This window comes from Zunongwangia pacifica, assembly GCF_023499215.1.
Taxonomy (GTDB): domain Bacteria; phylum Bacteroidota; class Bacteroidia; order Flavobacteriales; family Flavobacteriaceae; genus Zunongwangia; species Zunongwangia pacifica.
This window is the reverse complement of record NZ_JAKHSK010000001.1, coordinates 228,197-243,750: the sequence shown is the minus strand read 5'-3', so window position 1 is coordinate 243,750 and position 15,554 is coordinate 228,197. Positions and strand designations below refer to the sequence as shown.

The window sequence follows — 15,554 nt, the reverse complement described above, 5'->3', positions numbered from 1 at the left end:
AGGCACGAGTCGAGAAATCTATTTTCAATAAGAACTGAAACTAAAGATTTCTCCATTACGCTCCGCTTCACCCGCCTGCCGGCTGGCAGGGTCGAAATGACTAGAAAATTTCATTCAAAATTCAACATTTTGCATTCAGAATAATTCCTGGTTCTTGGCTCTTGTTTCTCTGCTCTATTTTCTAAATTCTAACTACTCACTACTTTATTTTTCAACTTCAACTCCTTTTTCCAGCAAAACAATACTGGTACAACAAAAAGCGTGATTAACGCGAATACCATTCCGCCGAAACTTGGTATCGCCATCGGGATCATAATATCACTTCCACGTCCTGTACTGGTTAACACCGGCAGTAATGCCAAAATGGTCGTCGCTGTAGTCATTAAACAAGGCCGGATTCTTTTCTCGCCGGCCTCAACCACGGACGCTCGAATGGCTTTTACAGTATCGGGTTCATTTTTACCGAAAGTCTGCGTTAGATACGTCGCCATTACCACACCATCATCTGTCGCAATCCCGAAAAGCGCAATAAAACCAACCCAAACTGCAACACTCAAATTAATGGGATGCATTTGGAATAGATCCCTAAGATTTTCACCAAAAAGGCTGAAATTTAAAAACCAGTCCTGTCCATACAACCAGATCATGATAAAGCCTCCACCAAAAGCTACCGCAATCCCGGTAAATACAATAAAGGATGTGGTCACCGATTTAAACTGAAAATACAGGATCATAAAAATGATTAGCAGCGCCAGTGGAACTACAATGGATAATGTCTTTGCGGCGCGAAGCTGATTTTCATAATTTCCGGTAAATTCGTAATTGATGCTCTGCGGAACTTTTAATTCTCCGGATTCTATTTTCTGCTGAATGGTTTTTTGCGCATTTTCAACCACATCAACCTCAGCAAAACCATCCATTTTATCAAAAAGCACATAGCCAATTAAAAACGTGTCTTCACTTTTTATCACCTGCGGCCCTTTTTCATAGCGAATTTCTACGAGTTCATTTAATGGAACCGGCTGCCCGTTCTCTACCGGAACATAAATATCTTTCAAATCTTCTGGCGAATCCCGAAGTTCTCTTGGATAACGAACTCTCACTGAATAACGCTCGCGCCCTTCCACCGTCTGGCTTAACATTTTTCCGCCTACAGCCACTTCCAATACCTCCTGAACATCACTCACTGAAATCCCATATCTCGCTAATCGATCTCGTTTAATATCCATCAGCAAATAAGGTTTCCCTACGATACGATCGGCAAAAACAGCTTCTTCTTTAACACCTTCAGCTTCTTTTAGGATTTCTTCGAGCTTCATCCCAAAAGCTTCAATTTGCTTTAAATCCTGACCCTGCACTTTAATTCCCATAGGTGCGCGCATCCCGGTTTGTAACATCACCAATCGCGTCTCGATAGGTTGCAATTTAGGTGCTGAGGTAATTCCTGGTAGTTTTGTGGCTGCTGAAATTTCATTCCAAATATCATCTGGAGATTTAATATGCGGGCGCCAATTTCGATAATATTCCCCATTTTCATCTGGGATTAGCTGGGAGACCTCACAGGTTTTGGAAACCTTTGAGGTGTGCTCGGTTTTTAGGTTTGAATTTGCACATACACTCCCGTCCTTCAATACAAAGTATCCATCTTCGTTAACCTTAAAACGCTGCTTCTCTCCATTCGCATTTAATGCGTATTCAGGTTTATACTGAATAATATTTTCGTACATGTTCAGTGGTGCGGGATCTAATGCCGACTCGGTTCTACCTGCTTTTCCTACCACCGTTTCAACTTCAGGAATACGAGCTACCGCCATATCCAATTGTTGTAAGATCCGTTTGTTTTCAGCAACTCCGGCATGCGGCATCGATGTGGGCATCAACAAAAAAGAACCTTCATTAAGCGAAGGCATAAATTCTTCGCCCGTATTTCGCATAATCGCGAAGCCTGCAATAATGATCGCCAATGGAAAAACAAGGAATACTATTTTATTGGCTAATGCCCAATGTAAGATGCGGGTGTAATTGCTTTTAAAAAGATTGAAGACAAACAATAAACCAAAGCAAATAATCGCAACCATGATCACATTCCAAAAGATCGAAGTATCTAAGCCAAGTGGTCGCCAAAAAACAGCCAGCATAAACACAATGGCGGTGCCGACAACACCTACAACCAACCAGTTATGCTGCTTTTCTGAAGTGATGTTTTTCGATTTTAGAATTCCGGCTGCTCCTAAACCTATTAAAATTAGGCCTATCCAAAATCCATAAAAAATCATTGCAATTCCGGCTAAAATCAATAGTGCCTGAATGGCTAAATTGAAGTTTTTCCGGATGGTTCTTTTCCTGAAAATACTGGCTGCAAAAGGTGGAATTAAGAATAGTGCTACGATAATCGAAGCGGTAAGCGCCATGGTTTTGGTAAAAGCCAGCGGGCGGAATAATTTTCCTTCAGCCCCCACCATCGTAAATACCGGAATAAAACTGATAATCGTGGTTAAAACCGCGGTAATGATCGCTCCGGAAACTTCAGCCGTTGCATTATAAACCACCGTGTTTGTTGGCAGATTTGCTTCGTTTTCCTCTAAATGCCGAATAATATTTTCTGAAAGGATCACCCCAACATCGACCATCGTCCCAATGGCAATCGCAATTCCTGAAAGCGCCACGATATTGGCATCAACATTAAAAAATTTCATCGCGATGAATACCATTAATACCGCTACCGGAAGTAATCCTGAAATAAGAATCGAAGCCCGAAGGTTAAATACCATGATCACGATCACAAAAACGGTAATCAAAATCTCTAAACTCAGCGCTTCATTTAAAGTGCCTAAGGTTTCGTGAATCAATTCAGATCGATCATAAAAAGGAACTATGGTAAGTTGCGAAGTGGTACCGTCGGCTAATTCTTTGGAAGGCAACCCACCACTAATAGAAGCGATTTTATCTTTTACATTATTGATCACTTCCATTGGATTGGCACCATTACGAGCAACAACTACTCCGCCCACAACCTCAGCGCCTTCTTTATCTAAAATTCCGCGTCGCGCTGCCGGGCCTAGCGAAACATAGGCCACATCACTGACTTTTAAAGATGTAAAATCTTTAGAGGAAACTACTGCATTTTCAATATCTTCTATAGATTTTACATAGCCCAGGCCACGCACTAAATATTCGGCCTGATTGATTTCTAAAGTCTGCGCGCCAATCTCACGATTACTTGCTTTTACCGCTTTCACGACATCTTGTAAGCTCACCTTGTATTGACGCATTTTTTCAGGATTTATATCGATTTGATATTCCTGAACATAACCGCCAATCGAAGCAACTTCAGACACACCGCCAGCACCAGAAAGTGCATATTTCACATAAAAATCCTGAATGCTTCGTAATTCCTGAAGATCCCAACCACCGGTAACATTCCCATCTTTATCGCGACCTTCTAAAGTATACCAGTAAATTTGCCCTAAAGCAGTAGCATCCGGGCCTAAAGCCGGACTTACTCCGTCGGGCAACAATCCGCCTGGTAATGAATTTAATTTTTCCAGGATCCGGCTTCGGCTCCAATAGAACTCTACATCTTCTTCAAAAATGATATAGATACTGGAAAAACCGAACATTGAAGAACTTCTAATGGTTTTTACTCCGGGAATTCCCAACAGAGACGTCGTTAAAGGATAGGTGATTTGATCCTCAATATCCTGTGGCGAACGACCTTCCCACTTTGTAAAAACAATTTGCTGATTTTCACCAATATCGGGAATAGCATCTACCGCAACCGGATCGCGTGGCAGGCCGATATTTATCGGGCCATTTCCCCAGTTAAATGGCGCATTTACCAATCCCCATCCTACCAAAACAACAAGTAAGATAACGGCAACCAGTTTATTTTCTATTAAAAATTTAATGCTTTTGTTCAGCATAAAAAGAAATATTTGACCTTAAAAACACATCATTTAAGTTTTAAGCTTCGCCTAAAAAGGCATCGCAAAACCTTCGAAACATAAGCATGTTTCGAAATTGAAAATGTGTTTAGATCAAATAAGGAACACCTGATCCTGCAACTGAATATCGCAGACCAGCTTTGGTGGGGAATAATCTTTAAAAGGAATAAAATCTGGCTCTGAAACCTCGAAAACCTGTAGGTAAGAATAGATAAAACCAGTGATAAATATTTGCTGCTGAAAATCAAGATTATTGAAGTTCTGTTTCAGTTCATCCTGACCTTTTACTTCTAATTTCTTATTGGTACAGCAAGGTTCTTTTGTAATAGAAGCTTCAGCGGAAGTTGCTGAGCTCATTTCCATTCCGCAGGTCTTTGCTTTTGTAAAAACGGCACTATCCACAAGAAAACTTCCGCAGAAATGCTGATCTACCGTAAAGGATAAGGTAGAAAAAAGCACTAAAACGGCTAAAATGGAAGCGAATATTTTACCAAAAACCTTTTTCATTTATTACAAAAATAGTCGATAATCTATAATTAACAACAATATGATTGATTATCCGTATTTTGTCATAGTTCGTTTTTTCGTCATTCCGTTCCGATAGCTATCGGAATTGATCCGGAATCTCATATATTATGAAAAACAAACTATTGTGATGAGACCCTGAATCAAGCCCGCCTGCCGGACGGGCAGGTTCAGGGTAACGATCGTAATTATTAATTTATTTCAAACTTAAAAAAACAATAAGTAAACTAGCTTAGAATAAGCGAAATAGCCACTTATAGAGCAAAAATAAAGAAGAACAGGATCATAGAATTTCAAAATTCAGGGAAATTCTTTCAATTTAAGTTCTTTTTTCTTCGGTTGTTCATTCGGTAATAATAAAATGCAGGCAAAAGCACCAAAATAAATATCGGATGAATCAAAAACCGCCGAACATAAAACAGGGCGAGAAAATGTTCATTTTCTATAGTAAAAATTAAATAGGTAAACACACTCCCGGCAATACCTAAAAGCAACAAAAATAATACTGCTGAAAACTTTACAATATTTCGATCTACAAATGCTATCGCGATGATCCCTATAGAAGTTAGACTATTTAAGGTATATCTAAAAATGGTATTAAGGATTAATAATCCGGCTTTAAAATCTGGAATCTGATCACGTAGATAATCTGAAGATTTAAAAAAATTGATGAGCGGATCGTAAAAAAGAGTGCTTTCATAAAACCGAATGGCTGCCAACACGCTCACGAGCATCCCAATGAACACAATTCTATACCTGGCTTTCATTCTTTTCTAAATTTGAATACACCCTAACCCAAAAGATCCATAAAATAATTACCGTCCCATAAATGATAAGCGGAAAAACAATATCGTGCATAACAGCGCTGTATTGCGGATATTCATAAATCCCGATAGTTAGCAATGCGATGCGAATTAGGTTTATCGTGTAAATGAATACGATTCCTGCCAAAATATAAAAAAAGGTGGCTCGTTTTTTTGCAAAAAAAGACAGGATAAAAGAAACAAAAAGAATAATCACACTAATGCTATTACAACCTTCTACCACGCGAACTAAAAAAGTACCTTCTACAAAAACTTTTACGGCACTCTCGGTTTCGTGAGGTTCTAATTTTATGGAATATCCCAGAAACTCCATTATGGCTGCACTTTGCCTACTCACGATATTGGTAAAAAAATCGGGATAAAATTCAGTTTGATTTTCAGAATAAATCAAATAGGCATTATAGAGCACAGAAAGCAGAAAATAACTTCCCAGAAATACGGCGATAAACCGAATAACAACGCTATATTTTTTAAAAAGCTGAAGCAATTGTAATAAGTTTCAACAAATTTAGACAAAAGGCTGTAACAGCACTTAGATTTTAAATACTTTTGCCCAAAAATTATAGGTTATGCCATTTGATAAATTAAGACCACAGGTTGAAGACATTCTAAATACCAAAGAATTATCTGTAGATCATCGATTAACACAGGTTTGCGAATTATTGATGGAGACAATTCCCTATTACGATTGGGTTGGATTTTATTTTAAAAATGGTGATAAAGAGGAATTGAAACTTCGATCTTTTGCCGGAGAACCTACCGATCATGACATTATTCCCTTCGGAAAAGGGATTTGCGGACAGGTGGCGGTTTCTAACGCGAACTTTGTGGTACCCGACGTAAAAGCACAGAATAATTACATCGCCTGTAGCATTCATGTAAAAGCTGAAATAGTGGTACCGCTATTTGTAAATGGCGAAAATATTGGTCAGATTGACATCGATTCTCACACTGCAGATCCATTCTCTAAAGAAGACGAGCGTTTCCTTGAATTTGTAAATGAAAAAGTTGCTGAAATACTGGAGTAGTCCAGTAAGCAGTTGCAGTTGTCGGTAGGCAGTAGGCAGTAGGCAGTAGGCAGTAAAATAAATGAATGAATAAAAAGTAAACCTCATAATCCGATATCATTATCTGGATTATGAGGTTTTTTATGATTTGCAACAAAATGAAATAACAAACAAGAACAGTCTTATTTCTCTTGTCTCTTGTCTCTTGTCTCTTGTCTCTAAAAATAAAGCACCCTACCGAAACTTCACTTTCTATACTTTAAAAACTTTTAACTTTCCACCCATTTTACATCCCGGTTCTAATCGCTTCAACAGGATCCAGTCTTGATGCTGAAATCGCCGGAATAATCCCGGAAATTAATCCGATTAATGCTGAAACTGTTGTTCCTAAAATGATATTTCCGAAGGACAGAACAAAATCAAAATCACCGGTAAAGTTTGAGGCAATAATGGTAGCTATCCAGACAAAAAATAAGCCTGCGGCTCCCCCAATTATAGCGAGAATAATCGCTTCGAACAGAAACTGAAAAAGAATAAACTTATTCTTTGCGCCCAATGATTTCTGAATTCCTATAAGATTTGTACGTTCCTTTACACTCACAAACATAATATTGGCGATCCCGAATCCGCCCACAAGCAAAGAAAAACCACTAATTACCAGTCCGATTACATTCAGGGTTCCTGTAATATTATCAATCATATCGGTGAATCCTTTAAGCTGGTTGACAAAAAAGGTGCTTACTTCGCCCGGTTTTATTCCTCGGAAACTTCTTAGCCGCTGTTCTAACACCGCTAGAAATTCGGCATTATCGACATCAGCTTTAGGCTTTAGTAAAATTTGAGGAAAAATGTTTCTATTATTTTCACCGTAAATACGCCTGGTAACATTCACCGGAATAAAAACCTGACTGTCTTTACTGGGTCCAAACATCGATGAACCTTCTTTCTTCAGTAAGCCAATTACCGTAAATTTTCTTCCGTATAAACGCACCTGTTTCCCGATAGGATTTATACTCCCAAAAAGATTTTCAGCAATTTCGCTTCCTATTACAACAACCAGGGATCCGCTTGAGGCTTCAGATTCGTTAAAAAAGCGTCCTTCTTCAATATTAATCGCTTCAATATCATAATATTCGCTTCCAACAGCCTGTACATTCACCCCCAAACTACTGGCATCCTGATATTTTATTGTTTCAGCAGGAACATTCTGAGTAAAAGTGACTGCTTTGGCATCTGGCAGATTGCGTTTTAAAAACTGATACTCGTCGTAAGTAACATCTGGAAATTGTTGCCATTTCCACCGTGGAATTTCTGTAGGCCCAAAATTAAAACGCATCACAATGGTTGTGCTATTATCTAAACTACTTAACGACCCCGAAATTTCATTTTTTAAAGAATCTACGGCAGCAAGCACTCCGATAATGGAGAAAATACCTATGGTTACCCCAAGCAGGGATAAAAAAGTACGCAAAAGGTTATTTTTTAGGGCATTAATCGCAAAATTAAAGCTCTCACCCAGGACTCTTAGAAATATAAGCATAATAAAAACAGCTGCTTTTTTACACAGAATTATTTATATGACGCACAGCTTAAAATTTCGTTACAAATTTTATTTATAAATAAGCAAAAACACTTTTAAGTTTTTCGCTTAAATACTTACTTTTGCTTCTTTAACAAACACAACATAATGAGCAATTTAAAACAAGCCAAATCTGCATTAATTTCAGTATTCAGTAAAGATGGTTTGGCGCCCATCGTTAAAAAGCTTAACGATCTGGGAATTACAATTTATTCTACCGGAGGAACAGAAAAATTTATTAAAGATCTAGGAATCGATGTTGTTCCTGTAGAGGACGTAACTTCTTACCCTTCTATTTTAGGTGGTCGTGTTAAAACATTACACCCTAAGGTTTTTGGCGGAATTTTAAATCGCCAGGATAACGATAGTGACGTTCAGGAAATTGCTCAATACGAAATCCCACAAATAGATATCGTTATTGTAGATCTTTATCCTTTTGAAAAAACAGTTGCTTCTGGTGCTTCAGAACAGGATATTATCGAAAAGATCGATATTGGTGGTATTTCACTTATTCGTGCTGCTGCTAAAAACTTTAAAGATGTACTTTGTGTATCTTCTGTAAACGATTATGCAGATTTCTTAACGATCTTAAACGAAGGAAATGGTGAAACCAGCTTAGCGCAACGTAAAAATTTCGCCGCAAAATCATTTAATATCTCTTCGCATTACGATACTGCTATTTTCAACTATTTTAATACTTCAGAAGAAATTCCAGCATTCAAACAAAGTATTCAGGAAGGCAAAACTTTACGATATGGTGAAAATCCACATCAAAAAGGAACATTTTTTGGAGATTTTGACGCGATGTTTGATAAGCTCCACGGAAAAGAGTTATCTTACAACAACCTTTTAGATGTTGATGCTGCGATAAACCTGATGAATGAATTTAAAGGAGAAGCTCCTACTTTTGCAATTTTAAAACATAATAATGCCTGTGGTCTTGCACAACGCGACACCATAAAGCAAGCCTATGTAGATGCTTTGGCCGGGGATCCTGTTTCAGCTTTTGGCGGAATTTTAATTGCGAATACCGAAATTGATAAAGCTACTGCTGAGGAAATTCATTCTTTATTTTGTGAAGTAGTGATCGCTCCTTCTTTTTCTGAAGACGCTTTAGAAATATTAAAAGGAAAGAAAAACCGAATCATTTTAATACAAAAAGAAACTGAACTTCCCGAAAATCAGGTTCGTACTTGCTTAAACGGAGTTTTAGTTCAGGATAAAGACAATAAAACAGATGTTTTAGACGATTTATCTTACGCAACAACTAATAAACCTACAGAACAGGAAATTGAAGATCTTTTATTTGCTTCAAAAATTTGTAAGCATACAAAATCCAATACCATTGTTCTGGCAAAAAATAAACAACTTTGTTCTAGCGGAACGGGACAAACCTCTCGTGTAGACGCTTTAAGACAAAGTATTGAAAAAGCAGGTTCTTTTAAATTCGATCTTAAAGGAGCAGTAATGGCAAGTGATGCCTTTTTCCCATTTCCAGATTGCGTAGAAATTGCAGGAAATGCAGGAATTACGGCAGTAATCCAGCCAGGCGGTTCTATAAAAGATCAATTAAGTATCGATTATTGTAATGACAATGATATTGCAATGGTAATGACAGGAACCCGCCATTTTAAACATTAATAGAATACTTTACCAATATACCAATACATAAATAACCTATGGGATTTTTTGATTTTCTCATTGAAGAAATAGCGATAGATTTAGGAACTGCTAACACGCTTATTATCCATAATGATAAGGTGGTGGTAGATAGCCCTTCGATTGTAGCCCGGGATCGTACATCTGGAAAGATTACGGCGGTGGGAAAAGAAGCGGCGATGATGCAGGGAAAAACACATGAGAATATCAAAACCATTAGGCCGTTAAAAGACGGTGTAATTGCCGATTTTGATGCCAGTGAGAAGATGCTTACCATGTTTATTAAAGAAATTCCGGCACTTAAACGTAAAATGTTTACGCCGGCTTTAAGAATGGTCATTTGTATCCCTTCTGGAATTACAGAAGTAGAAATGCGAGCGGTAAAAGAAAGTGCCGAGCGTGTAAATGGTAAAGAAGTTTACCTTATTCATGAACCTATGGCTGCTGCTATTGGTATTGGTGTAGACATCATGCAGCCTAAAGGGAACATGATCGTAGATATAGGTGGTGGTACTACAGAGATTGCGGTAATCGCCCTTGGCGGAATTGTTTGTGACAAATCGATTAAAATCGCAGGAGATGTGTTCACCAACGACATCGTGTATTATATGCGTACACAACACAACCTGTATGTTGGAGAACGTACTGCGGAAAAAATTAAAATCCAGATTGGTGCAGCAACTGAAGATTTAGAAGTTCCGCCAGACGAAATGAGTGTACAAGGGCGTGACCTTTTAACAGGAAAGCCAAAGCAGGTAAACATTTCGTATCGCGAGATCGCAAAAGCTTTAGATAAATCTATTCTTCGAATTGAAGATGCGGTAATGGAAACCTTATCCCAAACCCCTCCAGAACTAGCTGCCGATATTTATAATACCGGTATTTATCTAGCCGGTGGGGGCTCGATGTTAAGAGGCTTAGATAAACGATTATCTACAAAAACCGACCTTCCTGTTTATATTGCTGAAGATCCTTTAAGAGCGGTAGTAAGGGGCACGGGGATTACTTTAAAAACACTAAACAGATACAAAGGAATATTGATAAAGTAGGAGACGCACTAGCTTATGCAGCAAATATTCAATTTTCTGATTCGGAACAAGAATAATATTTTGTTCTTGACATTGCTTGCGTTTTCTATTTTCCTTACGATACAAACCCATTCATTTCATAAAAGTAAATTTATAAGCTCGGCCAATTGGCTTACCGGGGGGATTTATTCCTGGAATAATAATATTCAGGATTACTTTTATTTAGATGAATACAACCAGCGTTTGGTAGAAGAGAATAAAAATCTTCGCAATATCATAAGGCAATTAAGCGGAAAGGATACGATCCCGAATTATACTGATACAACATTCACTTCAGATTATACATTTAGAAGTGCTGATGTTATTAATAATAATTTCTCCAAAAGAGATAACTATATCACCTTAGATAAAGGGGAGAAAGACGGTATCGCTGCTGAAAATGGCGTAGTTACCAGTAAAGGTATTATTGGGATTATCGACAGGACAAATGCAAATTACTCCCGAGCAATATCTATTTTAAACTCCCAATCCAAAATTAACGCGCAGCTTAAAAAGTCAAATCATTTTGGTAGTTTAACCTGGAATGGTAAAGATCCCAATCTTATGCAACTTACCGATGTTCCTAAACAGGCACCCGTTGCTAAAGGTGACACGATTATTACTGGTGGTAAAAGTTTAATTTTTCCAAAAGGTTTATTAATTGGCACCATCCAGGATTTTAAATTAGATCATACAGAAAGTTATTTTACGATTAACGTAAAGCTATTCAACGACATGACTAATATTGGTTATGTGTATGTTATTGAAAATAAGCATAAGAAAGAAATTCTTTCTTTAGAAAAAGAGGAAGATGAATAGCAATCTAATATCTAATATACTACGTTTTATAGGCCTGATATTAATTCAGGTGCTTGTACTCAACAACATCAACTTTATAGGATATGTAAACCCTTATCTTTATATTCTATTTTTACTGCTTTATCCCTTTAATACCAATCAAAGCTTGTTTTTATTTTTGGCTTTTTTATTAGGCTTATCGGTAGATATTTTTGAAGATAGTGGCGGGATTCATGCTGCAGCCTGTTTAGTTGCTGCTTTTGTGCGCCCCAACTTACTGCGATTCTCATTTGGAATAAGTTACGATCATCAGACCTTACGCTTATCGGCTACACCACTTGGCGCCAGGATCAGTTATGTGGTGCTGATGGTGGCCATTCATCATTTAGTGTTATTTTCTTTGGAAATGTTTAGCTTTAGTCATATAATACTAGTCCTTAAGAAGACGTTATTTTCAGGTATATTTACGGTAATTGTTATTTTATTAAGTATCGCACTTTTCAGCAAAAAATATAGATGAGAAGAATTCTGTTATACATTATTATCCTTACTACCGGATTCATTTTTCTGGGCAGGCTTTTTTATCTACAGGTTGTAGACGATAGTTTTGCCGTTAGATCTAATGATAATGCGGTAAAAGTAGTTTATGATTACCCGCAACGCGGATATATTTACGATCGCGATGGCGAACTTATGGTTTCTAACCAACCATCTTATGACGTTATGGTTATCCCACGTAACCTTAAGCCATTCGACACCACAGAATTATGCGAAATTGTAAGTTTAGAGCGTAAAGAATTAGAGCGCAGATTAGATAAGGCAAAAATTTACTCTCCATTTTTACCTTCCGTAATTGTTCCGCAACTTACCAAAAGTGAATATGCCTTTTTACAAGAGAAAATGCGTAATTATGAAGGCTTTTATATTCAGAAACGGTCTTTAAGAGATTACCACGTAGATCACAGTGCTAATGTTTTAGGTTTTATTGCTGAAGTTAGTCCAGCTACTATTAAGAATAATCCCTACTATACCAGTGGTGACCTTATTGGCCGAAAAGGGGTAGAAAGCGTTTATGAAGATACCCTACGCGGAATAAAAGGAGTGAAATACATCCAAAAAGATAAACTGAATCGCGATATTGGTCCTTATAAGGATGGAATTTATGACACTTTACCAGAACGTGGTAAAGACATCACCATTTCGGTGGATTCAGATTTACAGGCCTATGGCGAATATTTGATGACCAATAAACGTGGCGGTATTATCGCTATAGAACCTTCCTCTGGGGAAATTTTATCTATGGTTACGGCACCAACCTATGATCCTGCCGATTTAGTTGGAAGAAAAAGGTCGCCAAATTTCAGCAAAATGTGGTTAGATTCTACAGCAAGACCACTTTATGATCGTAGTATCCTTGCACAATATCCGCCAGGATCGCCATTTAAAACCATGAATGCTTTAATTGCCTTACAAGAAGGCGTTGTGGATACCGACGATACTTTTTCCTGTCATCATGGATATAGCTATGGTCGTGGACGTAAAATGGGTTGCCACGCTCATGCAAGTCCGCTTGCCATGACACAGGGAATTGCCCAATCCTGCAATTCCTATTTTGCCCAGGTATATCGTAAGATCATTGAGAAATACCCAACCCCACAGGAGGGCATGGATGTGTGGAACAAACACGTAAGAAGTTTTGGATTAGGCGATTATTTAGGCAACGATTTAAGTACCGGCAGACCGGGTAAAATCCCAACTTCAGAATATTATAATAAAATATACGATTATCCAACCTACCGTTGGTATGCTACAGCGACATTATCTAACGCCATAGGCCAGGGAGAAGTCCTATTAACACCTATTCAGCTCGCTAATATGACGGCGACAATTGCGAATAGAGGCTGGTATTACACCCCACACATGATTAAAAAGATCGATGGTAAGCCTATAAAAGACGAAAGATTTATTAAAAAACATCACACTACGATTGATCCTGAAAATTTTGATCCGGTGATAGAAGGTATGCATCAGGTATATAAAAACGGTACCGCAAGTTCTTTACAGGTTGAGGGTATTGAAATCGCTGGAAAAACCGGAACGGCAGAAAATTTTGTGAGGGTAAATGGTAAAAGAATGCAGCTTACCGATCACTCCATTTTCGTAGCCTTTGCTCCTGTAGATGATCCTAAAATTGCCATCGCCGTTTTTGTAGAAAATGGATACTGGGGTGGTCGCTACGGAGGGAAAATTGCCAGTTTAATGATCGAAAAATATTTAAAAGGAAAAATTACCCGTACAGATCTTGAAGATTTTATAATGGATCCTAAAAACAGCTTAGAAGACGAATACGAAAAACCCTATAGTGGAGAACCTTTCTTAATCAATGATGGCAAGAAAAACGGCTGGCTTTGATTGGCTAACGATTTTAATTTATTTTTTACTGGTATGTTTTGGTTGGGCTAATATTTATTCGGCCTCACTGGGCTCTGATCCTTCTGTAAGCTACTTCGACCTTAATGAGCCTTACGGAAAGCAGGCGCTATGGATTGCCCTTAGCGTCTTTCTAATCGTTATTATCCTTGCTATCGAGGCTAAATTCTATCAACGCTTCTCGAGCATCATTTATATCACTGCTCTTATTCTGCTTGCAGGACTTTTTGTATTTGGTAAAACTATTTCTGGAGCTACCTCCTGGTATGCCATAGGGTCGTTTAGATTACAACCTTCAGAGTTTGCCAAAATTGCCACTGCACTTGCACTCGCAAAATATGTAAGTGATATCCAGACTAATATTAAGCTTTTTTCGCATCAATTTAAGGCCTTTATTATTATTGCTTTACCTGCATTGCTTATTGTCCCTCAACCAGACCCCGGGAGTGCTATGGTATATGCAGCATTCTTTTTCCCATTGTATAGAGAAGGTATCTCAGCCCTTTATCTGGTACTCGCCTTAACGGGAGTAATGATATTTGTAGGTACTTTGTTACTTGGCCCTATTTGGGTTACCGCCGCAGTCATTATTTTGGCAGCACTAAGTTTGTTATTAAAGAAAAAAAAGCGGCCAGGCATCCCTTTATTAGTATTTATTGTTGCCACCTGTATAGGTTTATCGTTCTCGGTAAACTATATTTTCAATAATGTCTTTGAACAACGCCACCGTGATCGCTTTAATATCGTTTTGGGAAAAGAGGTCGATAGCCGCGGAATAGGTTATAATACCAACCAAAGTGAGATTGCCATTGGTAGTGGCGGGTGGACGGGCAAAGGCTGGACTGAAGGTACACAAACCAAAGGTCACTTTGTGCCAGAGCAGCATACCGATTATATTTTTAGTACCGTAGGCGAAGAATGGGGTTTTGTAGGAAGCGGTTTAGTGGTGTTGCTATTTATCAGCTTGTTATTAAGGCTCATATTTTTGGCAGAACGGCAAAAATCACAGTTTAACCGTATTTATGGCTATAGCGTCGTTGGCATTATCTTCCTTCACTTTATGGTAAATATTGGGATGGTGATAGGAATTTTCCCTACAGTGGGTATTCCATTACCGTTTTTTAGCTATGGCGGTTCTGGTTTATGGGGATTCACGATCTTATTGTTTATCTTTATAAGACTGGATTCTGACAGACTATCTTTTTAATGCCGAAAATAGAAATCACTACAGAAATTGATGCTGAAATCCAGCTTGTATTTGATCTATCAAGGAGTATTGATCTTCATCTTATTTCTACGGAACAAACCAAAGAAAAGGCTATTGCTGGCAAAACTGAAGGTTTAATTGAATTGGGCCAACAGGTAACCTGGCAGGCCAGGCATTTTGGAGGAAGTAACGATCTAACGCAAGCCTAAGAATCATTTAATTTGAGCTGAAATTTTTAAGTAAGGACAAGTATTTGAGCATTTAATCTCGATTATCGAGTCAAAAATTCACTTCTAAAATTGTCGAATTTCAGCTCCCGCTTTTCTTTGTGGATCAAATGCAAAAAGGCATCTTTAAATCCTTCAGACACGAGCACCATTTCAAGTCAATTTCCGAAGAAAAAACACGTATTACCGATAGTCTCAACTACAAATCTCCATTAGGAATTTTTGGCAGATGTGCTGATTTCTTATTTCTGAAGAATTACCTTAAAAATTTCCTTTCCACAAGGAAT

At 38.0% G+C, this 15,554-nt stretch carries 13 protein-coding genes; 8 read left to right on the top strand and 5 right to left on the bottom strand.

Annotated elements, in window-relative coordinates:
- Nucleotides 1–188 precede the first annotated feature (188 nt).
- The 4 genes from L1967_RS01060 to xrtF form a co-directional block, all read right to left on the bottom strand.
- Entirely contained in the window at nt 189–3,923 is a 3,735-nt protein-coding gene (locus L1967_RS01060) for an efflux RND transporter permease subunit (RefSeq protein ID WP_249599859.1), read from the bottom strand.
- Between the two features lie 114 nt (nt 3,924–4,037).
- Nucleotides 4,038–4,451 carry an HYC_CC_PP family protein gene (locus L1967_RS01055; protein ID WP_249599858.1) on the bottom strand — a complete coding sequence of 138 codons (414 nt, stop codon included), beginning with the start codon at nt 4,449–4,451 and terminating at the stop codon, nt 4,038–4,040.
- 332 nt (nt 4,452–4,783) lie between these two features.
- Nucleotides 4,784–5,236 carry an exosortase F system-associated membrane protein gene (locus tag L1967_RS01050; protein ID WP_249599857.1) on the bottom strand — a complete coding sequence of 151 codons (453 nt, stop codon included), beginning with the start codon at nt 5,234–5,236 and terminating at the stop codon, nt 4,784–4,786.
- The gene (xrtF, locus tag L1967_RS01045) at nt 5,220–5,780 is read right to left on the bottom strand and encodes an exosortase family protein XrtF (protein WP_249599856.1); all 561 of its coding nucleotides are present in this window, start codon (nt 5,778–5,780) and stop codon (nt 5,220–5,222) included. Before xrtF ends, L1967_RS01050 begins: the two co-directional genes overlap by 17 nt.
- 82 nt (nt 5,781–5,862) lie before the next feature.
- Here xrtF and L1967_RS01040 point away from each other — a divergent pair, with 82 nt between their 5' ends.
- Complete coding sequence (locus L1967_RS01040) at nt 5,863–6,321, top strand: GAF domain-containing protein (protein WP_249599855.1); 459 nt, start codon at nt 5,863–5,865, stop codon at nt 6,319–6,321.
- Between the two features lie 265 nt (nt 6,322–6,586).
- Here the strand turns inward: L1967_RS01040 and L1967_RS01035 are convergent, their stop codons facing one another.
- Nucleotides 6,587–7,840 (bottom strand): ABC transporter permease, encoded by a 1,254-nt coding sequence (locus L1967_RS01035; protein WP_249599854.1) that lies wholly within the window; start codon nt 7,838–7,840, stop codon nt 6,587–6,589.
- 147 nt (nt 7,841–7,987) lie between these two features.
- Between L1967_RS01035 and purH the strand changes: the two genes are divergently transcribed.
- Genes purH through L1967_RS01000 form a run of 7 tightly spaced genes read left to right on the top strand, consistent with a single transcriptional unit; the run spans nt 7,988 to nt 15,249 of the window.
- Complete coding sequence (purH, locus tag L1967_RS01030; RefSeq protein WP_249599853.1) at nt 7,988–9,520, top strand: bifunctional phosphoribosylaminoimidazolecarboxamide formyltransferase/IMP cyclohydrolase; 1,533 nt, start codon at nt 7,988–7,990, stop codon at nt 9,518–9,520.
- A gap of 38 nt (nt 9,521–9,558) precedes the next feature.
- Nucleotides 9,559–10,587: a rod shape-determining protein gene (locus tag L1967_RS01025; protein ID WP_013070169.1), complete on the top strand. Its 1,029-nt coding sequence runs from the start codon at nt 9,559–9,561 to the stop codon at nt 10,585–10,587.
- 15 nt (nt 10,588–10,602) lie between these two features.
- On the top strand, nt 10,603–11,424 hold the full coding sequence (gene mreC / locus L1967_RS01020; protein WP_249599852.1) for a rod shape-determining protein MreC: 822 nt from the start codon (nt 10,603–10,605) through the stop codon (nt 11,422–11,424).
- On the top strand, nt 11,417–11,923 hold the full coding sequence (locus tag L1967_RS01015; protein ID WP_249599851.1) for a rod shape-determining protein MreD: 507 nt from the start codon (nt 11,417–11,419) through the stop codon (nt 11,921–11,923). The genes mreC and L1967_RS01015 overlap by 8 nt, the downstream gene beginning before the upstream one ends.
- Nucleotides 11,920–13,815, top strand: coding sequence for a penicillin-binding protein 2 (gene mrdA / locus L1967_RS01010; protein WP_249599850.1), 1,896 nt, complete (start codon nt 11,920–11,922; stop codon nt 13,813–13,815). The genes L1967_RS01015 and mrdA overlap by 4 nt, the downstream gene beginning before the upstream one ends.
- Entirely contained in the window at nt 13,790–15,040 is a 1,251-nt protein-coding gene (gene rodA / locus L1967_RS01005; RefSeq protein ID WP_249599941.1) for a rod shape-determining protein RodA, read from the top strand. Before mrdA ends, rodA begins: the two co-directional genes overlap by 26 nt.
- Nucleotides 15,040–15,249, top strand: coding sequence for an SRPBCC family protein (locus L1967_RS01000; RefSeq protein WP_249599849.1), 210 nt, complete (start codon nt 15,040–15,042; stop codon nt 15,247–15,249). Before rodA ends, L1967_RS01000 begins: the two co-directional genes overlap by 1 nt.
- Nucleotides 15,250–15,554 lie beyond the last annotated feature (305 nt).